This window comes from Candidatus Kuenenia sp., from assembly GCF_027493735.1.
Classification (GTDB): domain Bacteria; phylum Planctomycetota; class Brocadiia; order Brocadiales; family Brocadiaceae; genus Kuenenia; species Kuenenia stuttgartiensis_A.
The window spans coordinates 37,184-63,329 of the sequence record NZ_JAOSKF010000006.1; the positions used below are offsets into that span (position 1 = coordinate 37,184).

The window sequence follows — 26,146 nt, forward strand, 5'->3', positions numbered from 1 at the left end:
AACTCCATAAACCTTATTCGTTCATAAAAATGCTTGACACGCACAGATATTCATATATATTTTTCGTGCATATTGTTTATTTGTAATTTATTTGCGACAACCTTCTCGTCTCTTTCTTTATAATGTGTATGGGGATATACAGAAAAATAAAATGTATCTTGTCGCATACCTTTAACCATACAATTCCGTATTTTTATAAATCAGTTTTTTACAAAAGATGCACGCATGCAATATGGTTTCCCGCCTTTCTCTGCCTCTTTTTATTCACGAATAGCCTGGCGCCATGCGCTGAATATAAATACACCATCTATTTCTATAATCCGGAAACCAATATCAACAATTTTGCCTCACTCAAAAAGGAGTTCGATCTCTACCTTGCCAGATTTGGCGGGTATCAATTTCAACCGTTTAGTGAACGCGAAATATTTGAAAAACTTATCTCCGAGAAAAAAGACGGTATCTTCATTATTTCAAGCTGGCATTATAAACAACTAAAAGAAAATATTTCTATCGAACCAATCCTGGTTGCCGTATCCAAAAATAAATCTACGTGCAGGAGAATTTTTTCAACAAGCAGGATTATTAACGACATAAGCATGTTAAGTGGCATGAACGTAGCTTCCGCCAGCAGTGAAGATTACACGAAAAACGTCCTTATTCAAATGTTCGGGGAAAACAAAGGTGCTGTTGCTTCCTCTATAAAAATACTCTCTGTTCCGAAAGAAATAGACGCATTGATGTCCGTAGGTTTTGGAATGGCAGACGCTGCTGTTACCACAGATAGCAGCCTTGCAAAGCTTTCCGTAATAAACAGGAAACTGTACGACACATTAAAGCAATTATTGATCAGCAACGAAACATTGCTTCCTATTGTAGCGGTACCAAAACCCCAGGACGAAAATCACAAAAAACTGGCAAAAATAATTAAAGATATGGAAGCCGCCGTGGAAGGGAAAAACAAACTCAGTATGCTTGGGTTTGACGGATGGAAAATACTCAACGCATCGGAAAAGGAATACCTGGAAAAACAATGATTAAATACAAAAACAATCTAATAAATAACATCCCGATGCTTGCCGCTATCATGCGCGAACAAGGCAGAAATCGTACATTCATGGCATTCTTTTTAATACTATTTTCCTTTCTGTCAGGCTACACAAATACGTCATACCCGGATACCACTGAAAATGTACTCATTATAAATTCAGACATATCCATCAAAAACTACTCCCTGGCGCATACGGGATTCAAATCCGTCATTCCACACCCGAAAGGCGAAATAAACCTTGGCAATAAATGGAAAGAGAGGTCCGAAACAGAGAAAATTATTCGGGAATCTGGTCCGGCTATCATATATTGCATTGGAATTAAGGCATATCTCTTCGCACAGGAAGTGACGAACGATGCCACTGTAATATTTTCTTCAATCATAAATTGGAGACGTCTCACCATAAAAGAAAACACCTATGGCATATCCTCCGAACTGCTTCCGAGTATGCAATTGACGATGTACCGTTACCTCTTCCCGAAAACAAACAAAATCGGCGTTCTTTATAGTAAGGAATATAATGAAGAATGGATGCAGCAGGCAAGGGAAGACGCCAAAGATATTGGAATCTGCCTTGTTGGAATATCCATAAACAAAAGGACAAACATAACATCTGCCCTGAAAAAACTTCTTAAAAATGTCGACGCCATTTGGCTAACTTCAGACCCGGTTGTGCTATCAAAAACAGATGCCGTCAGCAATATATTCCAGCAATGCAATGCGGCAAATATTCCTGTGTTTACATACAGCGAGGCATTTATTGATGCGGGAGCGACTCTGGTTATTTCTGCTGACATTCCCACTACCGGCAAACAAGCCGCAAGGTTGACGCTCGACCTGCTCTCCCGGCAAGAAAAGATCGAAAAGGTTAACACCCCTGCCGGTTCACACATAAGCATCAACTTAAAAAAAGTTGCAGAAAATAAATTGATTTTAAACGCAGATGCATTAGATTCAGTGAATCAGATTATTCAATAAAACAGGGATTTTGCGGTGAATGCAACCCCTTTGTTTTTAAAAAATCCATCCATGCGTTAACCTCACGCTGACGTCGGTTTTTTACGAATGTCTCCGAACTAAATCAGAGACACACGGCTATGGGTCTGTATAATGGATGTGAAACGTGTTCCCGGCGCAGGATCAGGAATGTGTGTTCTAATCATAAAAATTGAAATTTTTTTAAAAAGACTAAAATGTTACTAAAAATCGTATTTTCTTATGCATGGTGATCCGCTTTTAATACGTCTTCAGCGTTACCTGATACCACAATAAAACACTTGCAATAAAATTCATAGTTTAGTATATTTGAAATTTCTCACCTTATGAGAATCGACATGGAGATTTCAGTGAATATACCGGGGAGGTTCGCTTGATAATAGCGATTGACGGGCCTGCCGGATCCGGCAAAAGTACGGTTGCAAAGACATTGGCAAAACACCTGGGTATTCGTTATCTTGACACGGGCGCCATGTATCGGGCATTAACATGGAAGGCTATGCAACATAATGTAAACCTCGATGATGAAAATGCTTTATGCAGGATTATGGAACAGACACAGATTTATTTTGAGAGTGAAGAAAAAGGGTTACAGGTATTTGTAGATGGCAGAAATGTAACCAAAGAAATTCGCTCACCATCGGTTACAAACAACACGCATCATATATCAGGCAAACCTGGCGTTAGGGCGATGCTGGTAAATCTGCAGAGAAAAATTGCCTCAAAAGGAAATACCGTTGCGGAGGGAAGAGACATCGGAACGGTTGTATTTCCTCAAGCGGAAAAAAAGTTTTTTCTTGACGCCAGAATAGAAATACGGGCCAAAAGACGTTTTCGCGAGAGAGAAACGCCGGACAACGAAAACTCGCTCGATAGTGTAATAAGAGAAATAGCATTACGCGACCAGCGTGACACAACAAGAAAGGATTCTCCTTTAAAAATCAGCGACGATTCAATTTACATTGATACGACAAATTTAACGTTAAACGAGGTGATTCACAGAATTATAAAAGAAGTGAATCCCCTTATAAAAAATAAAGTGTGATTTATTTTATTTCTTTTGTCCCTTTTTCATTTTTATTTCGGAGAAGTTATTAAATTATGGGTCTTGAAACTTTAAAACGTGATTATTTAAAGGAATATAATGTTAATGTAGCAGATATAGAAAATGACGTGGAATCAGTAATGGCAACAGAAGATGCCATGGAGAACGTACAGTCCGCTTATTATGATTCTGTCCTGCATTTTGAGGTCAACTCGATTCTAAAAGGCCGCATCATCAGTTCTATCGGCGATAACGTAATCATAGATTGCGGTTATAAATCCGAGGGCATGGTGCCCAAATACGAGTTCGACGACCCTTCCGAAATAAGAATTGGCGAAGAAATTGAAGTTTTATTAGAAGCAGTTGAAGACGATTCCGGACTCATAAAATTATCAAAACGCAAGGCCGACCGCATTCGTGGCTGGGAAACAGTTATTGCAAAATATAAAGAAGGGGACATTATTACCGGGCGTATTATTCGTAAGATAAAAGGAGGGCTGCTTGTAGATATTGGGGTACCTATTTTCCTGCCTGCCTCGCAAATTGACGTAAAACCACCGGGAGATATAGCACAATATGTTGGACAGGAACTTACCTGCAGAATTCTTAAAATTGACGAAGAACGGCAAAATATCGTTGTTTCACGAAGGAAACTGATTGAAGAAGAGCGGGAGAAAAAGAAAAAACTATTATTAATGGAAATAGAAGCAGGACAGACAAGAAAGGGCGTTGTGAAGAACATTGCCGATTTCGGCGCTTTTATCGATTTGGGTGGCATGGATGGACTGCTACATATTACGGACATGAGCTGGGGCAGGATAAGCCATCCATCAGAAATGCTTGCGATTGACGATGAAGTTGAGGTAAAAATACTCGATGTTGACAAAGAAAAGGAAAAAGTGGCTTTAGGGCTAAAACAAAAAACCGATAATCCATGGTTTAACATAGAGGAAAAATATCCAGTTGGTTCCAGGGTAAAAGGCCAGGTAGTTAATATCATGTCCTATGGGGCATTTGTTAAATTGGAGACTGGAATAGAAGGTCTTGTACATATTTCAGAAATGTCGTGGACACGTCGTATCAACCATCCTTCTGAGATTGTTGCCATCGGGGACATGGTAGAGGTAGTAGTGCTTAAAATCGATAGAGAAAAAGAAGAAATATCTTTAAGCATTAAACAAACAGAGGTCAATCCATGGACAATAATCGAGGAAAAATACCCGGCAGGAACGAAGATTAAAGGGCGGGTACGTAATCTGACAAACTATGGGGCATTTATAGAAATTGAAGAAGGCGTTGACGGTTTATTGCACATTTCCGATATGTCTTGGGCTAAAAAGGTGGCACATCCTTCAGAAATTGTTAAAAAGGGCGACAAAATAGAGGCGGTTGTTCTCTCTGTCGACAGGGAAAAGAAACGTGTTGCGCTTGGATTAAAGCAACTGCAAGACGATCCGTGGGAGAAAGAAATTCCTGAAAAATATAAGGTTGGCGATATTGTGAAAGGACACGTAACGAAACTCGCAAATTTTGGAGCCTTTTTAGAACTAGGACAAGGAATTGAAGGATTATTACATGTTTCCGAATTTTCAGATAAAAAAATCAGCAACCCTGCCGATGCGGTAAATGTAGGAGACGAACTAGAGGTGAAAGTAATTCGCATTGAGCCTGAAGCAAGAAAAATCGGTCTTAGTTTGAAGAAAATAGCGGCGCATCCTGAGGAAAAAAATAACTCTTCCGATAACTCTTCATCAGAAAAAGTAGTTCAAGAAGAAAAGGCGGAACCTTCCAGTGTCGTTGAATCCATTTAAATACAAGGAGATGGCACTACGGACTCTGCATTACAAGCCTACTTAAAAGAAATACAGAATATCCCTTTGCTTACTTTTGAAGAGGAACTGGAAATTGCCAGGAAAGTAGCAAAGGGCGATGCAGAAGCGCGGGAAAAACTAATAAAGGCAAACTTACGGCTGGTGGTAAGCATTGCAAAGGAATTTGTGAATCGCGGGTTTTCCTTTCTTGACCTCATAGAAGAAGGCAATCTGGGACTTATACGCGCCGTTGAGGATTTTGATATAACAACTGGCAATAGGTTCAGCACTTACGCTACTTGGTGGATTAAACAGGCAATTCGACGAGCTATTGCAAACAAGGCACGTATAATACGCATTCCCTCTTATATGCTGCAAAGAATTTCACAGATGAAACATGCCTCTTCCGGTTTGCTGAAAAAACACGAAAGATCGCCAAGCGAGCAAGAAATAGCAGCGGAAATTGACATCACTGCGCAAAATGTGAAAAACATCGAACTTTCCCTCCAGTCGATGACTTCTCTCGATGCTCCACTCGTTTCCGGCGCTGACATTATCTGGGCGTTAAGCGATATTACCCCAAACGGGAAAACGCTTCCTCCGGAAGAAGGACTGGAGGAGACGTATGAAAAAGAAACACTTAAAAAACTTTTGGATACCCTTGATAAACGTGCGGCAACGGTCATAACAATGCGCTACGGACTGGTTGACGGAGAGTCAAGAACACTGGAAGACATAAGCAAAATACTTAAAATAAGCCGGGAGCGTGTACGGCAGATCGAAAAAGAAACGATTCAAAAATTACACTATCTCATAACAAAAGAGGAAGATTCATAATGGAATATTTAAAAAAATTAATTCGCGATGTACCGGATTTCCCGAAAGTGGGAGTACTATTTAAAGACATAACGCCTCTTCTTCAAGACGCAAAGGGTTTGAAAGATTCGATAGCGTGTATTGCCAGCTACGTTGAAAACAAAAAAATAGATATTGTTGTCGGCGCGGAGGCGAGAGGCTTCATACTAGCGACAACGGTTGCTTTTTCAATCGGTACAGGTTTTGTTCCCATCAGAAAACCAGGGAAGCTTCCCTATGAAAAAGCAAGCATGACGTACAACCTTGAATACGGGACAGATACACTGGAAATACACAAAGATGGTATTAAAAAGGGACAACAGGTTCTCATGGTAGATGATCTTTTGGCTACTGGTGGCACAATGAATGCATGTTGCAAGCTGGTTGAGTCGCTTGGCGGCAATATTGTTGGTTGTGCTTTTTTAATTGAATTAGGTTTTTTGAACGGAAGGGATATCTTGAGTAAATATGACCTGTTTTCATTAATAAAATACTGATATCATTACAATTGATTTGCGTACAAAGCCGCAACCCGACGTAATTTAACAGTAAAATAGTTTCATGCCAGTGTACGTGAAAATTACCGGCAAAGAATTGCATTGCCGGAAAAGCCTTGCAATAAGTTATAATTTAAAACTTATATACAAATTTATATTTCTAAAATCAAATGCAGTGACTATAACAGTTAGCGCTTGCTTCCCGACAACCTGCCAAAATAAAACATTACGACCCCGATAAACAGCATAATCATTTCCATTTTCATAGAATCTTTTACTATTCCAAAATAAAGTGCATGTAATGCCACAATAATTCCTGCTATCTGCAAAATCCTTGAAAAATCCATTCTAACGGTCTCCGTGCTAAGTGTCACCAAACACATCTAAACTATTACCTGCAATACCTCCACGAAATGAACAAATGTTTTTTATTAAGCACACCACGCCTTACTTCATATTTTCCGCTATTTCAATCGCCAGCATCATCCCCTTTGCCTTATTTACCGTTTCATCAAACTCCTTTTCCGGTATTGAATCTGCAACGATTCCTGCTCCAGCCTGAATATACGCATGTTTATTCTTTAACACTATCGTTCGGATTGTAATGCATGTATTTATATTACCGAAGAAATCAAAATACCCTACAGCGCCACCATACGGCCCTCTTTTAGTAGGTTCCAGTTCGTCGATAATCTGCATTGCCCTAATCTTCGGAGCGCCGGAAAGTGTCCCCGCCGGCAAGCATGTCCTTAAAGCATCAAATGCACTTTTACTATCGTCTAGTTCGCCGCAAATACTCGAGGTAATGTGCATTACATGTGAATATTTCTCGATGACCATTTTTTCTTCGATGCGAACAGTATTGTAACGGGAAACTCTCCCAACATCATTCCTTCCTAAATCAAGAAGCATTATATGCTCCGCTCTTTCTTTGGGATCTTCAATTAATTCACCAGCAAGCTTCTCATCTTCATCATCAGACAGTCCTCTTTTTCTGGTACCTGCAATAGGCCGTACGATAACTTTTTTACCATCTACCTTTACCATTACTTCGGGAGAAGACCCTATAAAATATAAATCATCCATTTTAAAATAAAACATATATGGAGAAGGATTGATTACCCGCAACACCCTGTAAATATTAAAAGGTTCCGCCTCGGTCTCAGTCTTAAATCTCTGTGAAATTACCACTTGAAAAATATCTCCTGCACGAATGTATTCTTTGCATCGGTCAACTACAGATAAAAAATCTTTTCTTTCAAAATTTGAACAAAAAGACCGGCTCGTTTCTTTATCAGTCGTTATATCATCGCTTAACGACATGACAGGCGTTCTCAGCTTTTCAATAACACAATCAATTCTCTTGATAGATTCTTTATACAAATCTTCCAACTCGTTATTATCTACATATGCAGAACAGACAATCTTTATTGTTTTTGTCAAATGGTCAAAAACAATAATTGTGTCATAAAATAAAATCCTGATATCTGCCAGAAAAAGATCATCTTTAGGCATATCGGGCAAGGTTTCATAATAACGAATCACATCGTAACCGATGTATCCCACTGCACAGCAAAAGAAATCAGGAAGTTCTTTTATTTTTACAGGACGTAACCTACTCATCTCTCCTTCAAGAATAGCCAGGGGGTCTGTTGTTTGAATTTTTTCATTATTTCCATTTTTCCTCAAAATTTCTACATTCGTACCCATCGAAGTAAATTCAAGAAATGGGTCAGACCCAAGGATGGAATATCTCGAAATTTTTTCTCCGCCGGCAGCACTTTCAAGTAAAAAGGCATGTTTAGAATCTGATAATTTTTGAAATGCAGAAACAGGGGTAAGTGCGTCCGCAAACAGTTGTCTGTATACCGGCACAATATTGTTGGCCGAGGCAAGTTGTTTAAACTCTTCCAGGGAAGGATAGTAATTATTCATGTATTAAAAATTCTAGTTAAACAGAAAAAATCTCCGACTCTATATCTTCAACATAACTGTAAACTAATATACCTGAGTCTTTTGCAAATTCCATAGCCTTTTTATCTACCATTGGCGAGATCACAATAAGCTTCCGGGCCTTTCTGTTATGTTTTTTCTGATAGAAATCTACTTTTTTCTGAAATATATACATATCTGATTTGCTAATAGATGACTTTATCTCACATATCATAAAATGCCCGTTTTTTATCACTAAATCTAATTCTATCTGTTCAGGACGTCCAAAAATTATCCCTTCCTCATCATATTCAATGACATTAATTACATCTAATCCGGAAACCTCTCTCAATATTCCCTTCAAGGCATTCCTGAATGATTGTTCAGTCCTTAATCCCCACCGGGCGCCTAATGCGCCGATAGTGCTGTCATATTTCCGGTCCATCTTTTTGATAGATTCCATGATATCGCGAATAACCTTCTGGTTTTCTTCCCATTTACTTTCCTGTTTGTCCCACCGTTCAGCCTGCTCCTGCCAGCGCTGATCTTGTTTTTTCCACTTCTCTATCTGTTCCTGCCAGCGCTTATCTTGCTCTTCCCACTTCTCAGCCTGCTCCCACCAGCGTTTATCTTGTTCCTTCCGCTGCTCAGTCTGTTCCTGCCAGCGTTTATCTTGCTCTTCCCACTTCTCAGCCTGCTCCCACCACCGATTGGTATCCTCCAACCATTTCCTGTTTTGTGTCTCTCTGTCTTCTGCAAGCTCTCTCAGTATCTTGTCAAACCGGTCTTCTGTCGTATCTTTGCCAGCAAAACATTCTTTAGAAATATGCAAGATAAAATCTTGTATCTCTTTGTCATGTTTAATAATATCCGGCAGTTCTTTGAGGATTATCTCGCGGATTTCTTTGGTTTTCATAATAAATACTCAAAATATTAGTTAACTCATTTGACTTACAGAAAATTTAAAGTTGTAGTAACGGTTAAATAAAAGTTTAACGGATTTTTGACCTTTTTCCATGCAAAAAAAATGGGTGTTGCCTCAGCAACACCCATTTCCAACCTATTTCATCAATACAAATATTCAAGCAAACACTACAGTATTAGAATGTAACAGTTGTTTGTAAATAGCCCCAATGTGTATCAAAATCACCGGCGTTCTTCTCGATCCAGTCCTCAGCGCCGAACCATGAATATCCAGCAAGGATACCTACATTTTTATACAATTGATAGCTTACCGTAAAATCAACCTCCTGCGCCAGATTGTCATCGTTAGAATAACCGCCGGCTGGACGTGCAGCAACAAGACCGGCAGCTGCGTTATACCAACCATCTTCTTCCTCGGCCAGCAGGAAGTAGTGATAATCCACCTGCATCATTAATTTATCGGTTGGGTTAACCTTTAAACTAGGCCTGAAGTCATGCATATTCTGCCATGAAACCAAATCGATAAAACCGTAGTTGCCCTGCATGTGGTTTGTGGGATAGAGATTATCAAAGGTCTCGTGATCCCCATCTGTTGGATCATCGTCACCCGAAGCAAAGGCATATTCAAACCCTATGCGAGGAGTCCATGCCACATCCTTAAAGGTATATCCAACCCTGCCTGCAAATGCCCATGCCTCATGGTCAAGATCACCGACATCACCGGTCTGACCGTGGGATTCCAATGTATAATCTACGGCATCCATGTTTGGCAATTTACCGTCAATCCTTACGCCGAAATCATGAATAATGGTGTTTCCCTTCCCAGCCCCTGTATGAGCACTAACAGCAGCGGTTTCGTCCTGATTATTCTTTTGTATATACATAAGCTCAATCAAAGCACCCGGCAAGAGCTTTTTAAACGATAACATACCAGCATATACATTTTCATCAGAATTCCCGCTGCCATCCACGGCGTAGGAAAGGTAACCATCCTCATCTACTCTCATTGCGAAGGCTTCTGCATGGATAGCATCCGTATCCCACATAACCCTGCCGCCATCAAATACACGCCCCTGATTAGACCAGACTAAGTTACCGATAACCCTGTGATCGCCCCAGATAATTTCCTGGCGTCCCACTCTTACCGTTAACGGAAGGTCGAAAAGATTCTTTAGGTCAAAATAACCCTGGTGGATATCGATACGGTTATTTGCCCCATCAGTGGCAAATCCAACAGTCGTACCTTCCACACCAAAAGCCCTGGAATCCTGAAGCTGGATAAATATCCTGAGATGCTCGTTTACATCCGCATCTGCCCATAGCCTAGTCTGGTTTAACACGTAATCATCATCTATAGACGATTTGGGTCTTGTCCCTGTAGCAGCACCACCAACTGGTATGGTAGGAGGGTTAAAACCAGGTAATGTCACATCCCCTGGAAAACTGTAGTAACCATTAGCATATTCCGCCCTGGTCCTGATCGACCCACCCAGTGTTACCTTCTTTGCAAATTCTGAATAAACATTTCCTGCAATATCCTCCGCTTTTAGCTCTTCTGCCTGTGCTGCGGTCTGAAACTCTCCTTTTAAGAAGTTTACTTCGCTCCTTAACGCCTCTAATTCTCCTTTTTCGCTTTCGCCCAAAGGAGCAGACGAAACAGCTTGGCCACCCCTTACTGTTTCTATTTGTTCCGTCAAGTTAGAAACAGAGGCCCTCAAGGCATTCAATTCTCTTTCCATGTCTTCCAGCGAGGAAGAACCAGCCCCATGCGCAAAGGGAGCAGCCGCAAAACAGAAGACAGCAGCAGCTACGCCACTAAAACACGTCTTCAAAAATTTATTTCTCATATACACCTCCCAATCATTAATAAACAGACCTCAAACTAAAACAGAATCACAACTAAATACACAAACAAAATTTAAAACCCGTATGTTAACGTAACCTTATAATATAACGCCTCCTTTCTCCTCCTCCTAGATTTGTTATACTCTCTAAAAAATTTAGCCGAACAAACAGCTACATGGCTAAGCGATAAAGATAACCTTGACGGAAACCATTGTAGCCTCAATTCTCAAATTGTCAAACAATTTTTTGCACATAGTATACATATCGCACCTGAATACTGGCGGACCATTCATGAAACTGCAATTACATTTGGCAGTAATAAAGCATTACACATCCCCTCCGGTTGCTATTTCTGGTGAAGTAAAGGACACATAAGATACCTCAATCTTACCGATTACAATAACAAGCGCAGACCATTTCTTACCACAAATACTTTAATGCTTATAATAAAAAGGGAATACCTCACATCAAAATCAAACGACTTGTATATAGCAAGCAAGAGAGAACATTTGAAGCCACATATCCGAACATAACCCCTTTAACGTTCGACCCGTTTTTGGATGACAGCCTCTTAATTTGCTTAGTTCAATCGGGACGCCAGAATTTGTCAGTACATCAAAAATCCAAAGATTCATTATACGTCACAAATCGCAAGCCAAATGTTACATTTTACGAAAAACGCCTTTATAATACACTGTAATATTAAAGAGACAGGCGATAGGGCAACATGCCCATCACTACAAAGCAATTTATTGAATACTTGTACAAGCGGAGATGGTCTTTTCAAACCTAAATAAGCCGTTGCAAAGTGAAATACACTTTCCGAATTACGATTTTACTCTTAACCAAAGAACCACTTAACGCGCTTTTCAGAAAGTCCTTTTTTTTAAATTTTTTGTTGACTCCCAAAGACCTGCCCTTATAATTATACACTTTGCAGCAAATCAATGCAACATTCGCTTAAATAGCTTAACAACAATAAATTAAATAGCTTTTCGTTAAAAAGGTACTCTTTACTATGGACAAAGACTTCAAACCAAAAAGTAAAAAATTCCACCTCTACAGGAAGACTTTTGTATCGGTACTTGTTCTGGCTTTTATCGCTGGAGGTATTTACGGCGGCAAAGAGCTAAGCTGGAAAGAACTTGCGCCAGACGAAGTAGCCGTAATCGTAAACAATTTAACTGGCAGCATAAAGCAAATTAATCGTGCAGGTGCGATTGTTTATTACCCTTTTATTCAGGATATTTATATATTAGACAAGCGTGAGCTGGTATTGAAGATGACGGCCGCTGAGATCAATGAAAAGCAACCACAGGGAAACCCTCTTATAATAAAAACTATTGACGGTGGTGAAGTTGTGTTGGATTTACAGATACAATATATCCTGAATCCGGAGTACGCTTCACACATAATTCAAAACACCGGCATTGGCGATGTTTACAAACAAAAATGGGTTTATGATTATGCACGCACCATTTGTTATTACTGTTACGGAGAGCTAGGTATAGATGAATTCCCAAGCGCTTCAAAACGCGATGCAAAAGCAGACAAAGCACGACTCGAAATTAATACTTTTTTAGAGCCGCATGGTTTTTTTCTTACTTCGATAAACCTCACAGATTATCGCTACTATAGAGAATACGCCGAAAAAATACAAGAGAGACGATTGGCTGACAAAGAAGTGGAAGAACAAAAAACCAGGGCAAAGGCGGCAATGGAAAACCAGAGGAGGGTAATCGTCGAAGAGACAAAAAAGAAAGAGGTGCGTGTGGCCAGATTCAGGGGTGATTGTGATAAAAGAATCATGGATGCAAGAGGTACTGCAGAGGCCAAGAAACAAGAGGCGGAAGCTTATTTAATAAAAGCAACATTTGAGGCAGAAGCCGATTTTGAGCGCTTGTCACAGGAAGCGCATGCCGTACTTGTAACGGTGAAGTCAGAGGCCGAAGGACTTGCCGCGTTAAGGGACGCTTTTGAAGGAAACGGAAGCCGCAATCTGGTCAGACTTGAATATGCAAAACGTCTGAAAAATGCCATTGTACGCGGTGTTCCGATTGTCAGAAGCGGGATCGAAGTACCGCAATCGATACAACGTTTCAAGTATATCGAAGACGCTCCCAAGATTGATTACTCACGCCCGGAACCTCCAGACGCGCCGATGGTTAGCCCGATGCAACCAGGTCCTCAAAAATCAGATTAATGGCCGCTGTAACGGTCAATAGACACTTTTTACTGCGTATTGATATCATAATTTAACGACTCATTTTTAGAATGTAGAGGCAAAAATGCACCTGGGAAAATTGACGGCAAAATATATCATTCCTATTGCGGTACTTGCGGTTATTGCGATCTCTATCGTCAGTATTAAATTCTTCGTCATAAAGGTTGGCGCTGATCAGGTGGGAGTGAGAACCCGTGTTTGGGGTGTAAGCAGGGGTATTGTGCAAAAGGATTATGGACCTGGCTGGCACAGGGCGATTTCGACAATAGACCAGTGGGACCTCTATGATATCACAGTGCAAACACTGGAAATGGCAAAGGAAAATTCGGGATTAGGGCACGATGAGAGAAAGCACGTTGCGATAAGAACCGCAGATGACTACGATGTGGAGGTTGATTTGGTTATTAAATACCAAATAAAAAGAGGTTCTGCCTGGAAACTCCGACAAGATCTTGGTGTCGGGGAGAGGTACAAGATAATCGTCGAGAATGAAACAAGAGACGTTGCACGTAGTGTCTTTGGAAAAATGGTGGAAAGAGATTTATACAACCCTGAAGAAAAACGCAAAAGAGCGGAAGAATGCAGAACAAGACTCAGGGAGCGCTTAGAGTCACGATACATAGAAATTATAGATGTTTTGATTTTAGAATTCCGGTTTGACCAGCAGCTAGACCGCAAAATTAAGAATATCAAGGTTGCGGAATTAGACTACGTATTGAATCAGTCAAAAGCATTGGCCGCGGAACAAAGAGGTATTACTCAAACAATCGAGGCTGACACGGAAGCCGTAGCACAGAAAATCTCCGCCGATAAAGAACGAGAGGTTACCGTTTTGGATGCTGAGACTACAAAAATGGTAATTGAATATCTTGCAGAGGCGGACAAATATCTTATTGAAAAAAGGGCAGAGGGGGACAAATACAAACAGCAGCGAAAAGCGGAGGGGGAATTGTTGATTAAATTGGCTAGGGCTGAAGGGGAAAAATTGAGACGAGAGGCCATTAAAGGATTTGGCGGTGACATTATAGTTGCAATGGAGGCAGCAAGAAATTTCAATCTTGCAGATATAAATGTTTCTACCATGGATCTGAATTTGCTAAATGTTGATGAGATGGCAACACGGCTTGGAGTTTCAGATGAAAGGGGCAAAATTCAAGTAGACACGACAACATTTGAAGAAATAAAGCAACTGTTGAAAATGACAAAAGAAGGTGTGGGCAAGTTAGACCCAAAGAGTGAGCAATGGTTGAAAGACTTTGAAAAAAGTAGAGAAAATGCGACTCTAAAGTTTGGAAATTAGCTTAATATAGCCAATCAAATCTGATTTTAGAAATTTGGCGATAAAATGACTTTCTGAAAAATAGATTTATTTGACTAAGCATACTATCAAACAACTCCTAAATCTCCTCTTGATAGAGGGGATTTCTAATCTCCCCTATAAAAGCCGAGGGTGTATAAATTTTTCGAAAAACCTTATTTGTTTGATAATAAATATATGCGTAATGCATTTACTTTTATCGTATAAGTATGATTAATACAAATTTTTTGCGGGTATTTTCCCACTATTATTTAATACGCTGAAAATAAGTACTTTAGCAATTCAAATTTTTTTGTAATAAATTTATAATTTATTAAGTACCAATTTAGCAATAACTTAAATACTGTGAACCGTTACGCTTTGCGATCTACTATATAATAGTTCAAGTTTTTGTAATTACTCTACGGATTTTGCGCAGCGAAAACCAATCTGTGGTGTTTCTGCATGGGGAAGGACACGATACCTTGCTGCACATCGGGCGAAGTGTCCGAAATAATGCCAGCTACCTCCACGAATAACTTTTTGTTGCCCAGATTCCGGACCCTTTGGGTTTTCACGAGGAAAAGAATAATAGTAATTTTGATCATACCAATCAGTACACCATTCCCAGACATTACCCGACATATCATAGCAACCGTAGGGGCTTTTGCCCTGTTTATAACTTCCGACAGGAGATGTCTGCATTTTCTTTGTTTCCCAAACATTGCATCTTTCCGCATCAAATATCTCATTCCCCCAAGGCCACAAACGCCTGTCACTGCCACGCGCTGCTTTTTCCCACTCTGCCTCTGTAGGCAAACGTTTGCCGGCCCACTCTGCGTAAGCAACCGCATCCTCCCATCTGACGCCAACAACAGGCTTGTCCGGAGTATTAAACCTTTCATCAAACCAGCAGTACGGAATACGATGCCCTGTTTCTTCTATAAATTTTGCATACTGTTCGTTTGTTACCTCATATTTATCAATGTAATAGCTGTCCAGATACACAATATGCTCCGGCCCATCATATATGTTAAATGCCAACATAAACGTCCAATCGTAATATTTATCTTCCCCCATATAGAACTCACCCGCAGGGACATAAACCATACCCGGATACTGTTCGCCTTCTTCCGCAGCAAGTAATCCTTTTAAAAAAAATACCATAACAAAAGCGAACAAAACAATCCATCTTTTGACAATCCACATATCAGTATCTCCTCTTCGCCAACACCTCGTACCTTGCAATATCTACCGGCGAATAACCGGTAATAATTTCGTTAAACTTTCTGATAGCTTCATTCTTAAAAGATCTTATTGAAAAATCCTGCATGAACAAAACCAAATCCTTTTTGTCGTATACCTTTATTTCAAAATTAGCAATACTTTGATCTTTTCCGGACAAATTTTTTATCTCCCCCTCGATTTGTGCGGAAGATCCAAAAGGAAGCAGTTTTACATTCCTCACATAAAACCCCTCTCCTGCCTCATTAAAACCTTCTTCTTCGGGAGACGGCTCGCGCGCAACCGGTTCTTCCTTTGCGGCCACAACCGTTTCCGTACCTACGGCTTCAGCCACCGGCGTCACCTTGACTTCCGGAGATGCCACCACGACCGCCGCCGTAGCAGTACCAGAAGAAACAACTCCCCGTCTCTCCAAATTTTTCACCCTTCGGTCAAACTCTTCAAAAATTTTTATTTGTTGATCCAGCGCCTCTGTACGTGTTTTTATATTTACCTCTGCGGCGGCAAGGATTTTTTCCTGCTCTGCAAATTTATCGGTAACCAGTTTATTTATGTCTTCAAGCGCCTTTTTAAAAGGGGCTAATGGTGTTTCGGCTTCTTGATATTTTTTTTCAAGAACAGTTGTTTTCACCTCCTGGTCTTCAACTCTTTTCTTTAAATCAGAAAACAGTTTTTTAAAGACATCAAATGTTTTGCCAAAAGAATCAAGTGTATTTTTCACATCTTCAATAGAGGTCACTTGTTCCACCTTTTCCAGTCTTGAAACAATTTTATTCATTTTTCCTTCAAGATCTTTTATGATTTTGCTGGATTCTTTCAGGGGAGCGATGGTCTCCTTTACGTCTTTATTCAGTTCAGAGAACTGTGCGCTAAGGTTATCAATATTGCGCATCCAGTCCCTCAGTGATTTTTGAAAATCCGTCAGCTTATCAAAAACTTCCTGTCCGCTTGTTTGTCCTATAGCACTTTTTTGCACAAATAAAACCACAGGTAAATATATAAATACCAGCAAAACAGCAATATAAACCCAGTGCTTCATGAATCGTACTCCAACTTGAATTGATTTCTGAATAAAAACACCGTGTAGAGTTTAACAAAAACCCCGTCTTACCGCAAATATTATCCCCTTTACTACTAAATGGTGCGAATGCGGGTCTTATTTTTAAACTATTGCATTTTTCTATGCATGAAAGTTTAAATTTGATTTCATAGGATTAAAAGGTTATCATATTCCCGTTATTATTGCATTTGCCCTGATAAAACACAACGTAACGTCTTATATTTACATATTCGCAAAAACATTGTTATTTTTTTGGAAAGGCAGTGTCATGTTAGTCTTAATCGCAGACGATCTTCCTGACGTATGTAACGAAATACTACAAAATGCCGGGGTTGAAGTTTTAAAGAAAACCGGTTTAAAACCGCCTGAATTAGATGCTGTTATAAAAATGTGCGATGGCGTTATCGTGAGAAGCAATACAAAACTCACCGCTCCTGTGCTCGAAAAAAGTGAAAAGCTGAAAGCCATTTGCCGTGCGGGCGTGGGCGTCGACAATATAGATGTTCCTGCCGCTACAAAAAAAGGCATTGTCGTCATGAATACCCCCGCAGGCAATATCATTTCAACGGCAGAACATACCATTGCCTTGCTTTGTTCTCTCTCGCGTTTCGTTCCCCAGGCATGTGCGTCGGTGAAGGAAGGGAAGTGGGAGAAAAAGAAATTTACAGGTCAGCAGCTCACCGGAAAAACATTTGGCATCATAGGACTAGGCAGGGTGGGCAGACAAGTGGCAAAACGGGCGGCTGCCTTAGAGATGAAAGTAATTGGCTATGATCCTTTTATAACCACTGAAATTTCATCACAGTATAACATACATATTGTAAAAAACCTTAGAGATCTTTTGGCACAGGCAGACTATATCACGATTCACGTTACGCTTAACAAAGAAACGAAGAACCTTATAACAAGCAAAGAATTTTCACTCATGAAGAAAGGCGTCCAAATAATAAATTGCGCAAGAGGCGGCGTTATTTGCGAAGAAGATCTTTATAACGCCATTAAAACAGGACAGGTTGCCGGCGCGGCCCTGGACGTATTTGAAGAAGAACCTCCAAAGGATAATAAGTTACTACAACTGGAAGAGGTCATTGCGACGCCACATTTAGGAGCATCCACCGAAGAAGCGCAATATGCGGTTGCGATTGAGGCAGCGGAACAGATGGCCGCAGCCCTTACCGGAAAAGGATATAAAAACGCCGTGAACCTTTCTCCCTATAGTCCGGAAGAGTATGCCAGCCTGAAGTCCTATCTTGCCCTTGCAGAAAAAATGGGATCTTTTTTAACACAAATAAATAATGCGGGCATTCAGACATTAGATATTGTTTATACGGGAGAGATTTCTCATAAAAATATTCGAATCGTTACCGATAGCCTTATAGTAGGGTTGCTCAAGCCGAGCCTTGAAGAAGGCGTAAATCTTGTAAGCGCTCCGACCTTGCTCGCAGAACGTGGCATCAAGGTAAATGTCACGACCAGCAGCAATGCCTGTGATTTTAGCAGTCTTGTTGCCGCAAAAATTACTACTTCAAACGGAGAAACCTGTATTTCCGGAACCGTATTTGGCAAAAACGAACCAAGGCTGGTAGACATTAATGGTTATGGAGTTGAGGCCATTCTCAATGAACAGATACTCGTTCTGTTTGGCAGGGATAAGCCGGGTTTCATTGGACAGGTCGGCTCTCTTCTTGGCAACAAAAACATAAACATCGCACATATGACCTTCGGCAGGAAAGAAGTAGGGGGAAACACCATCAGTATTCTAAATATAGATGCGGTGCCGCCGCAAGATTGTCTAAATGAAATTAAACAACTAAACCACATTGATGCGGCATTTTTGGTACAACTCTAAAAAAGTTTTAGAAAAATGAATAATAAGGGTGACACGGACAAAGCCTGCTTGTACGTGTCACCAACTCTACGAGGGAGAAAAATTTCGGCAGCGGCACATTTCTTTCTTGTTAAAGATGCATCATTTCATGCAGATCAGCAACATTCTTTTCTTTCAAACATTTCAAATGCTATGTGAATAATAAGCGTTGTATACGCAATGGCATAAACGACCATAAGCAAAATATAACGAACGTCAATCCCTTCCGAAGGATAACCCATGCTTATAGCACTCACCCCTTCCAGATTCGGGAAAATTGTGTACAAAAATGCAAACAGCCACAAGAAATGGCGCTCATTCGCATTGAAAAGGTTTTGAACAAGACCTAGCAGGTTTCCAACAATATAGACAAACACACAACAACTCAAATTAGCCGACACTGACAAATAAACAGACCCCGCGATTGCTATTGCACACATTATTTCTATCTGTAAAAATGTATAGAAAAGCGGGAGAAAGGTAGTGCTCACGAAGTGTATAATGGAGGGGAAAAGTGCCACGCCAAGATCTATCAGATTTTTCAAAGACAGGGAAGCAACTAAAAAAGCCCCTAATATTAAATATTCCACGGTCGCCACTATCAATATACCAAAAAACTTTCCGAGGACAACATCACGACTACGCACTGGTTTTGCCAACAGCGTCAAAATAGTGCCACTTTCTCTCTCTTTTGATAGAGCATTTGCCGCAGACATGGAAACCAATACGAGACAACACACCGTAATGGTAGAAATGCCCATGTCTTTCATCAGCCGGATCTCTTCACCAAAGGCAAACAGAGTAAAAAAAAGGGACAAAAACGTTAAAAACATGCCAACGCCGGTAATTACATAAAATAAGGGCTGCCGAAAAACATCCCTTGATGTATTAATTGCGAGACAAAACAGAGCGCCATTCATAAAAAACCCTTGAATTTAACCAGAAAACCCATAGACTCTATTAAAAATGTTTCACGTGAAACATTTCAGGACGGACAATCGGCCGGATCCCAACACCTACAGAAAAATATTTCAATGGAAAAACATTCAAAAAAAAGGACGAAACCCATGGCCAAAAACGAAGGACTTAGCAAAGGGCTGCAATCTCTCCTGGGAGGCGTCATTGGTATAGAATCCCAACAGGAAGAGGGCGTAATCATACAATTGAATCCCAACGACATAAAACCGAATAGCATGCAACCCCGCAACCTTTTTAAGGAAGCAGAAATGCATGATCTTATGGCATCTATCAAAAAACACGGTATTTTGCAGCCTATCATCGTGACACCCACTGCCCACGGCTATATGCTTATTGCAGGGGAACGGCGTTGGAGGGCGGCAAAGGAACTCGGCATGAAAAAAGTACCCGCAATTGTACGCAAGACTGATGATGAAAGCCTCCTCGAAATCGCTTTAATAGAAAACATCCAAAGAGAAGACCTTAATCCGATCGAAAAGGCCCTTGGGTTCCGTGAGTTGGTAAAAAAATTCGGATTCACGCAGGAACAAGTCGCCCATGCAATGGGAAAAGACCGCAGTTCAGTAGCAAATTATCTCCGGCTTCTCGAACTTCCCGATGAAATCCAGGGACATGTTTCACGTGGAACAATCTCCATGGGGCATGCCCGGGCGTTGCTTTCTCTTCATGAAAAAGAAATGCAGATAAAATACTGCACCATCATCATTAAGGAAGGTCTCTCCGTAAGGGATGTTGAATCCATGGTTGCCGGAGAAAAAAATCTTCGCAAGCCAGAGAAACGACCCGAGAGAAAATTACCCACGCCGCATATTGCCGACATTGAGGATCGCTTTCGAAAGCATTTTGGGGCAAAAGTAAAGATACGCGAACGACATGGTAGGGGGCAAATAACTATTGCCTTTAACAACAATGAAGAGTTCGAGCGGATTGCCAATAAAAGCGGGATTAGTCTTTAAAATAGATATTCACTTTCCCCGCAAATTCATTTTTTTAACGTTGCCCGTATAAATTCTCTAAACAATGGGTGTGCTTTTGTTGGCTTTGATTTAAATTCCGGATGAAACTGCACACAGACAAACCACGGATGATTTATAATTTCCATGATCTCGACCAGCCGGTCTTCCTGTGAATGTCCACTAAATCTCATTCCATTTGCTAAAAATCTCTCTTTATACGCATCATTGAATTCATATCGATGTCGATGCCTTTCGGAAACCATGGCCTTTTTATATGCTTCATACGCCTTTGTACCTTCTTCAACAAAACAGGCTTGAGCCCCTAATCGCATTGTTCCGCCTTTTTTTGTTATATTTTGCTGTTCTTCGAGTAGGCTTATTACGGGATGCGGGGTAGCAGGATCAAATTCGGTGCTGTTTGCGCCGGCAAGATTACAGACATTTCTTGCAAACTCTATAGAGGCGCACTGCATTCCGAGGCAAATGCCAAAAAAGGGGATGTTGTTTTCCCTCGCGTATTGAATTGCCATTACTTTTCCCTCAACACCCCTCGCACCAAATCCACCGGGCGCCAATATTCCATTTACCCCTTTTAAGCATGCTTCTGCCCCGAACCTTTCTACATCCTCAGATTCAATTCTGCGTTCTTTTACTCGTGCATTGTTTTCTATTCCGCCGTGTATTAACGACTCATAAATAGATTCATACGCCGATTGATGCCCTATATATTTTCCAACAATAGCTATTTCTGTCGTATACTTCGGATTTCTCAGTATCTCTAATATTGATAACCACTTATCTATATTCCCATTATTTGTTTTCAGTTGGAGTTTTTGTATGATCAACTTGTCCAGCCCCTGTTCCATAAGTATAAGAGGTATTTCATACAAATATGGTTTTACATCCTTCTCCTCTATAATTGCGTTTTTATCAACATTACAAAAAAGCGATATCTTTTCTTTTATCTCTTCGCTCAAATGTTTCTCTGTCCTGCATATAATAATATCCGGCTGCACACCAGCCTGCCGTAACATACCAACACTGTGTTGTGTAGGTTTTGTCTTTATTTCGTCTGCCGCACTTAAATATGGCACAAGTGTTAAATGAATGTAGAGTACGTTTCCCCTGCCTATCGTTTGCCCGAATTGTCTGATTGCTTCAAGAAACAACTGGCTTTCGATATCGCCCACAATGCCGCCAATCTCAGAAATTACCACATCAGTGTCCGGTCCATCCAGCTTTTTAATGCATTCTATAACCTCATTCGTAATATGAGGGATGACCTGCACCGTCTTTCCCAAATATTCGCCATTCCGCTCCTTCATAATAACGGAATAGTAAATAGACCCTGTAGTAAAGTTACAGTATTTGTTTGTTTCTGCATTGGTAAATCTTTCATAATGCCCGAGGTCCAGATCCGTTTCCGCGCCATCTTCAGTTACATATACTTCTCCATGTTCATACGGGCTCATCGTTCCCGGATCAACGTTGACATACGGATCAAATTTCTGCAATCGCACCTTTAATCCTCTGCTCTCCAGTAACATCCCTATAGAAGCAGAATTTAAGCCCTTCCCGAGTGACGATACTACTCCGCCCGTAACAAAAATATGTTTAGTCATTTTTATGTCTTTCTATAAATTCCATCAAATCATTTTTAGTATTTATACCACACGATACATACTCAGTAATTGCCACTTTTATTTTATATCCATTTGAAAGCGCCCTAAGTTGTTCAAGTTTTTCCGCCATCTCTAATTTCGATGGCAATAAATTACGGTACTTCAGCAAAAAGTCCCTGCGATATCCATATATTCCAAGGTGTCTTAAAAATTCTCTGCCATTTCCTTGTTCATCATTATCCCGCACATATGGTATTTGAGAACGGGAAAAGTAGAGTGCATATCCGTTATTATCCAATACCACCTTTACACAGTTTGGATCTCTTAATGCCTCCGCATTTTCTATTCTGTTTGCAAGGGTTGACATTACCGCGTTATCATCTTTCTCCAGCACATCAATAACTAAATCGACCATTGCACCGTTCATTTCCGGCTCATCTCCCTGCACGTTTACGATAAAATCCGCATCTATCCTTTCAGCAATTTCAGAGATCCTATCTGTGCCGGAATGATACTCCCCTGAAGTCATTTCTGCCACACCCCCAAAACCCTTTACGATATCAAAAATCTGCCTGCTGTCCGTTGCAACAATTACCTTTTCAATACCCCTGGCGGATTTCACATTTTGATACACATGCTCTATTATATACCTCCCCGTAATATCTTTTACTTCCTGTAAAATCAATTTCCCCTGTAATCGTGAAGAATCATATCTTGCAGGAATTATTACCACCGATTTATGCTTATTCATATAGTATCCAAATGTGTATTTTTACTCTATGCACGATAAGAGCTTAATTCTATTAAAGTGTATGGCATATTCAAATGTTTTTTAAAAGATTCTTTTGCAGAAAAACTCCCAGTAGTACCTTATCGGTATCAGATCGGCGACGGCAAATTGCAAATTGCAGATTGAGGACTGAGGACTGAGGACTATTTTCATGCTTGCTGAACACTGGCTTTGCCAGCGTAGGGTAAAAAATGTTGCGACCTGGTACAGCTTCCACATTCAGGGCACCTGTCCAGCCTGCAATCCTGCGTTATTTCTTTTCGTGATGATCGTTCCGACTCCTGCAGGAGAAACGGCCTCACTACCCCACAATTTATGTGTTCCCACGGCAAGATTTCATCCGTTTCTCTGGTACGATGGATGTAAAAATGCCAATCTATTCCTGCCCTATGAAACACATCCATCCACTTTTCAAATTGAAAATGCTCTTCCCATGCATCAAACTTACACCCATGCATCCACGCAGTATAAATAACCTTCCCGAGTCTTCTGTCTCCACGGGCAAAGATTCCTTCCAGAATACTACGCTCCGCCTTATGAAATTTTATGCGAATGTTTTTCCTTTTTATTCTCTGGTAGAGTCTTTCTCTTATTTCCTTAATCCTATCCATGGAAACCATCGGCTGCCACTGGTAGGGAGTATGGGCCTTCGGGATAAAAGGGGCAATGCTTATATTCACTTGGCCATAATGGCCTCTCACCTTTTTCATTACATCAGAAACGTCATAAGCCAATGCTGCAATTGCCTCAATGTCATCATCTGTTTCTGTGGGAAGACCTATCATGAAATACAGCTTTACCGCATTCCATCCCTGCCTGAACGCCTCTTCAATGCCTCTGAAAAAATCCTCATTCGTAATGTTTTTGTTTATTACTCTCCTGAGAGAAGGTTTCGCCGCTTCCAACGCTATCGTTAACCCTGATTTTCGTACCGTATTCAACATGGAAGGCAATAAAGCAAGCTGTTCATTCACCCTGAGAGAAGGAAACGCAATGTTTACATGCCTTGGTGCAAAAACATGATTCATTTTACCCATCAGTTGCTCTAAATGCGGATAATCGCTCACCGAAAGGGACATTAATGATATTTCATTATACCCTGTATTCGCATAAGATTCTTCCGCCAACCGCAGGATGTTCTCAACCGTCCGCGGGCGGGTCGGACGCTTGCTCATCCCCGCCTGGCAAAACCTGCAACCCTGTGTACACCCTCGCATGATCTCAATACTAATACGGTCGTGAATTATTTTTACAAAAGGAATAACCGGTTTCGTTGGGTGGTATGCTGCGTTTAAATCCTCAATTGCGGCAGATCGGACAGAGGACGGTACGCCGGGGATTTTGGGGCGTATTTCTTTTATTGTATTGTCACTATTATAAAATACATCGTATTGTGAAGGCACATATGCATTTCTCATTTTTGTGCTAATAAGAAAAAGTTTTTCCTGCCGGGAAAGTTTTTGTTGTTTCATTTCTTTAAATAATTCAACAAATTGCGGTAAACTTTCCTCTCCATCGCCAACAAGAAAAACATCAATAAACTCCGCTAATGGTTCCGGCGAAATCGCTATTGCGCCACCCGCTATAACAAGGGGGTCTTCTTCTCCGCGAGCAGTGGATAAAACAGGAATGTTCGATAGATCCAGCATATTGAGAATATTCGTATATGACAACTCGTACTGAACAGAAAATCCCAAAATATCAAACTCATGTAACGGCGTATATGTTTCCAACGAAAATAAAGGTTTCTTATGTGCTCTTAAAAGAGCCTCCATGTCGGTCAACGGTGCAAATGCCCTTTCACAGACAGTATCTTTGCGGTCGTTTAGCAATCCATACAGGATTTGCATCCCCGCATGGGACATTCCAATGCTGTAGGTATCCGGGAACGCCAGGGCTATCTTCACAGCAACATCGGAATGGTTTTTTACAATAACATTGCATTCTTTTCCAATATATTGTCCGGGCATTTCTACCTTTGGCAATATGTTTTCTACGATATATTTTCTAAGAGAATTCATACGTGTCCTTAATTATTCAGAGGCAAGATCGATCTTTGAACGGCTTTTTACATTAAACACAATAGAGAGGGCAATAAAAGAGGCAAGCATTGAAGATCCTCCATAGCTAATAAACGGCAGTGTCATCCCAACAATCGGAGCTATCCCTAAATTCATCGCGATATTAACGACAACCTGTGTCGCAAACATGGTGAACACTCCAACAACAACAAGGCGCCCGAATGGCTCCCTGGTATTCCTGGCAATGCCGAGCCCGCACATAAAAAAAACCACATAAAGAAATAAAATAAAACACGCCCTCAAAAACCCCCACTCTTCAGCAATAACGGCAAAAATAAAATCCGTATGCCTTTCGGGGAGAAATTTCAGTCTGTTTTGAGAGCCATTTCCCCATCCTGCTCCCAGCAACCCCCCTGAACCGACAGCAATAAGGGATTGAAGCCGATGATACCCTGCGCCCCAATCTGACGTCTTTTCAGGCCAAAGAACGCCAAGAATCCTCATCTTCTGATAGGGGTGCATCACAAAAAACCAAAGAAGTGGAGAGACGGCAAGCGACATACAAAACATTGATATGAGGTAAAAAATACGAATCCCGGCAACATACAACATGGCGATTAATACCGGAACCAATATAAGTGCTGTACCTAAATCAGGTTGTTTTATGATAAGGGCCATGGGAATTATAGTTAAAAGAATTGCAATCCCGACATCACACAACCCGAGCCCGTATTTTTTATACCTTAGAAATCTCGCAAGCGCAAGAATTAAGGTTATTTTCATAAACTCCGCCGGTTGTATCGAAAAGGAACCTATCGAAAACCATCGGCGTGTTCCTTTTACAGAATCTCCAAGAATCAACAACAAAACCAGAAGACAAAGTACGCAGACATAAATGATGTAGGAATAATACGCAAACAATAAATAATCAAAAGAAAGAAGAATGAAAAAAAATATAAATCCCATCCCAATCCATACAAATTGCTTCATTACAAATTTTTCATTTGATGCGCTTAAAATAAAAAACACCCCAATTATCAGCAGAATGCATATTACCGGGAAAATAATCCAATCAAAATTTTTTGTCCTGATATCACCAATCATCTTGCTTTAACACTCTTTAAAAATAGTTC

21 protein-coding genes are annotated in these 26,146 nt (G+C 40.6%); 10 read left to right on the forward strand and 11 right to left on the reverse strand.

Annotation, left to right across the window (positions count from 1 at the left end; translation table 11 throughout):
• Nucleotides 1-158 precede the first annotated feature (158 nt).
• From M5U24_RS04560 to M5U24_RS04585, 6 genes are all read left to right on the forward strand, one after another.
• On the forward strand, nucleotides 159-1,034 hold the full coding sequence (locus tag M5U24_RS04560; protein WP_157820467.1) for a PhnD/SsuA/transferrin family substrate-binding protein: 876 nt from the start codon (nucleotides 159-161) through the stop codon (nucleotides 1,032-1,034).
• A complete protein-coding gene (locus M5U24_RS04565; protein ID WP_157820468.1) occupies nucleotides 1,031-2,026 on the forward strand; it encodes an ABC transporter substrate binding protein in 996 nt (331 codons plus the stop codon). The genes M5U24_RS04560 and M5U24_RS04565 overlap by 4 nt, the downstream gene beginning before the upstream one ends.
• 391 nt (nucleotides 2,027-2,417) lie before the next feature.
• A complete protein-coding gene (gene cmk, locus M5U24_RS04570; protein WP_099324853.1) occupies nucleotides 2,418-3,089 on the forward strand; it encodes a (d)CMP kinase in 672 nt (223 codons plus the stop codon).
• 56 nt (nucleotides 3,090-3,145) lie between these two features.
• Entirely contained in the window at nucleotides 3,146-4,900 is a 1,755-nt protein-coding gene (locus M5U24_RS04575; RefSeq protein WP_099324854.1) for a 30S ribosomal protein S1, read from the forward strand.
• Nucleotides 4,901-5,737 (forward strand): sigma-70 family RNA polymerase sigma factor, encoded by an 837-nt coding sequence (locus M5U24_RS04580; protein WP_261341096.1) that lies wholly within the window; start codon nucleotides 4,901-4,903, stop codon nucleotides 5,735-5,737. It begins immediately after the preceding gene.
• Nucleotides 5,737-6,252 (forward strand): adenine phosphoribosyltransferase, encoded by a 516-nt coding sequence (locus tag M5U24_RS04585; RefSeq protein ID WP_099324856.1) that lies wholly within the window; start codon nucleotides 5,737-5,739, stop codon nucleotides 6,250-6,252. The genes M5U24_RS04580 and M5U24_RS04585 overlap by 1 nt, the downstream gene beginning before the upstream one ends.
• 188 nt (nucleotides 6,253-6,440) lie before the next feature.
• On the opposite strand, the gene M5U24_RS04590 is transcribed toward M5U24_RS04585, so the two are convergent.
• From M5U24_RS04590 to M5U24_RS04605, 4 genes are all read right to left on the reverse strand, one after another.
• Nucleotides 6,441-6,599, reverse strand: coding sequence for a hypothetical protein (locus M5U24_RS04590; protein WP_157820469.1), 159 nt, complete (start codon nucleotides 6,597-6,599; stop codon nucleotides 6,441-6,443).
• 100 nt (nucleotides 6,600-6,699) lie between these two features.
• Nucleotides 6,700-8,187 (reverse strand): anthranilate synthase component I, encoded by a 1,488-nt coding sequence (trpE, locus tag M5U24_RS04595; RefSeq protein ID WP_099324857.1) that lies wholly within the window; start codon nucleotides 8,185-8,187, stop codon nucleotides 6,700-6,702.
• Between the two features lie 16 nt (nucleotides 8,188-8,203).
• On the reverse strand, nucleotides 8,204-9,100 hold the full coding sequence (locus tag M5U24_RS04600) for a DUF3782 domain-containing protein (RefSeq protein ID WP_298201717.1): 897 nt from the start codon (nucleotides 9,098-9,100) through the stop codon (nucleotides 8,204-8,206).
• A gap of 184 nt (nucleotides 9,101-9,284) precedes the next feature.
• Nucleotides 9,285-10,955: an alginate export family protein gene (locus M5U24_RS04605; protein WP_099324859.1), complete on the reverse strand. Its 1,671-nt coding sequence runs from the start codon at nucleotides 10,953-10,955 to the stop codon at nucleotides 9,285-9,287.
• 1,016 nt (nucleotides 10,956-11,971) lie between these two features.
• Between M5U24_RS04605 and M5U24_RS04610 the strand changes: the two genes are divergently transcribed.
• Both M5U24_RS04610 and M5U24_RS04615 read left to right on the forward strand, forming a co-directional pair.
• Complete coding sequence (locus M5U24_RS04610) at nucleotides 11,972-13,156, forward strand: SPFH domain-containing protein (RefSeq protein WP_099324860.1); 1,185 nt, start codon at nucleotides 11,972-11,974, stop codon at nucleotides 13,154-13,156.
• Between the two features lie 85 nt (nucleotides 13,157-13,241).
• Entirely contained in the window at nucleotides 13,242-14,477 is a 1,236-nt protein-coding gene (locus tag M5U24_RS04615; protein WP_099324861.1) for an SPFH domain-containing protein, read from the forward strand.
• A gap of 414 nt (nucleotides 14,478-14,891) precedes the next feature.
• Here the strand turns inward: M5U24_RS04615 and M5U24_RS04620 are convergent, their stop codons facing one another.
• Together M5U24_RS04620 and M5U24_RS04625 are read right to left on the reverse strand one after the other, a co-directional pair.
• Nucleotides 14,892-15,683: a formylglycine-generating enzyme family protein gene (locus M5U24_RS04620; protein WP_099324862.1), complete on the reverse strand. Its 792-nt coding sequence runs from the start codon at nucleotides 15,681-15,683 to the stop codon at nucleotides 14,892-14,894.
• Between the two features lies 1 nt (nucleotide 15,684).
• Complete coding sequence (locus M5U24_RS04625) at nucleotides 15,685-16,758, reverse strand: hypothetical protein (RefSeq protein WP_099324863.1); 1,074 nt, start codon at nucleotides 16,756-16,758, stop codon at nucleotides 15,685-15,687.
• 289 nt (nucleotides 16,759-17,047) lie between these two features.
• On the opposite strand from M5U24_RS04625, the gene serA reads away from it, so the two are divergent.
• A complete protein-coding gene (serA, locus tag M5U24_RS04630; RefSeq protein ID WP_099324864.1) occupies nucleotides 17,048-18,628 on the forward strand; it encodes a phosphoglycerate dehydrogenase in 1,581 nt (526 codons plus the stop codon).
• A gap of 134 nt (nucleotides 18,629-18,762) precedes the next feature.
• Here serA and M5U24_RS04635 read toward each other — a convergent pair whose 3' ends face one another.
• Nucleotides 18,763-19,566, reverse strand: coding sequence for an ABC transporter permease subunit (locus M5U24_RS04635; protein ID WP_099324865.1), 804 nt, complete (start codon nucleotides 19,564-19,566; stop codon nucleotides 18,763-18,765).
• Nucleotides 19,567-19,713: 147 nt separating this feature from the next.
• Here M5U24_RS04635 and M5U24_RS04640 point away from each other — a divergent pair, with 147 nt between their 5' ends.
• The gene (locus M5U24_RS04640; protein WP_169703195.1) at nucleotides 19,714-20,580 is read left to right on the forward strand and encodes a ParB/RepB/Spo0J family partition protein; all 867 of its coding nucleotides are present in this window, start codon (nucleotides 19,714-19,716) and stop codon (nucleotides 20,578-20,580) included.
• Between the two features lie 26 nt (nucleotides 20,581-20,606).
• On the opposite strand, the gene M5U24_RS04645 is transcribed toward M5U24_RS04640, so the two are convergent.
• The 4 genes from M5U24_RS04645 to rodA all read right to left on the reverse strand — a co-directional run bounded on the left by M5U24_RS04645 (nucleotide 20,607) and on the right by rodA (nucleotide 26,117).
• The gene (locus tag M5U24_RS04645) at nucleotides 20,607-22,202 is read right to left on the reverse strand and encodes a CTP synthase (protein WP_298201720.1); all 1,596 of its coding nucleotides are present in this window, start codon (nucleotides 22,200-22,202) and stop codon (nucleotides 20,607-20,609) included.
• A complete protein-coding gene (kdsB, locus tag M5U24_RS04650) occupies nucleotides 22,195-22,953 on the reverse strand; it encodes a 3-deoxy-manno-octulosonate cytidylyltransferase (RefSeq protein ID WP_099324868.1) in 759 nt (252 codons plus the stop codon). The genes M5U24_RS04645 and kdsB overlap by 8 nt, the downstream gene beginning before the upstream one ends.
• Before the next feature lie 188 nt (nucleotides 22,954-23,141).
• On the reverse strand, nucleotides 23,142-25,013 hold the full coding sequence (locus M5U24_RS04655; RefSeq protein WP_099324869.1) for a TIGR03960 family B12-binding radical SAM protein: 1,872 nt from the start codon (nucleotides 25,011-25,013) through the stop codon (nucleotides 23,142-23,144).
• A gap of 12 nt (nucleotides 25,014-25,025) precedes the next feature.
• Nucleotides 25,026-26,117, reverse strand: a complete 1,092-nt coding sequence (gene rodA / locus M5U24_RS04660; RefSeq protein WP_099324870.1) for a rod shape-determining protein RodA — start codon at nucleotides 26,115-26,117, stop codon at nucleotides 25,026-25,028.
• Nucleotides 26,118-26,146: the final 29 nt, after the last annotated feature.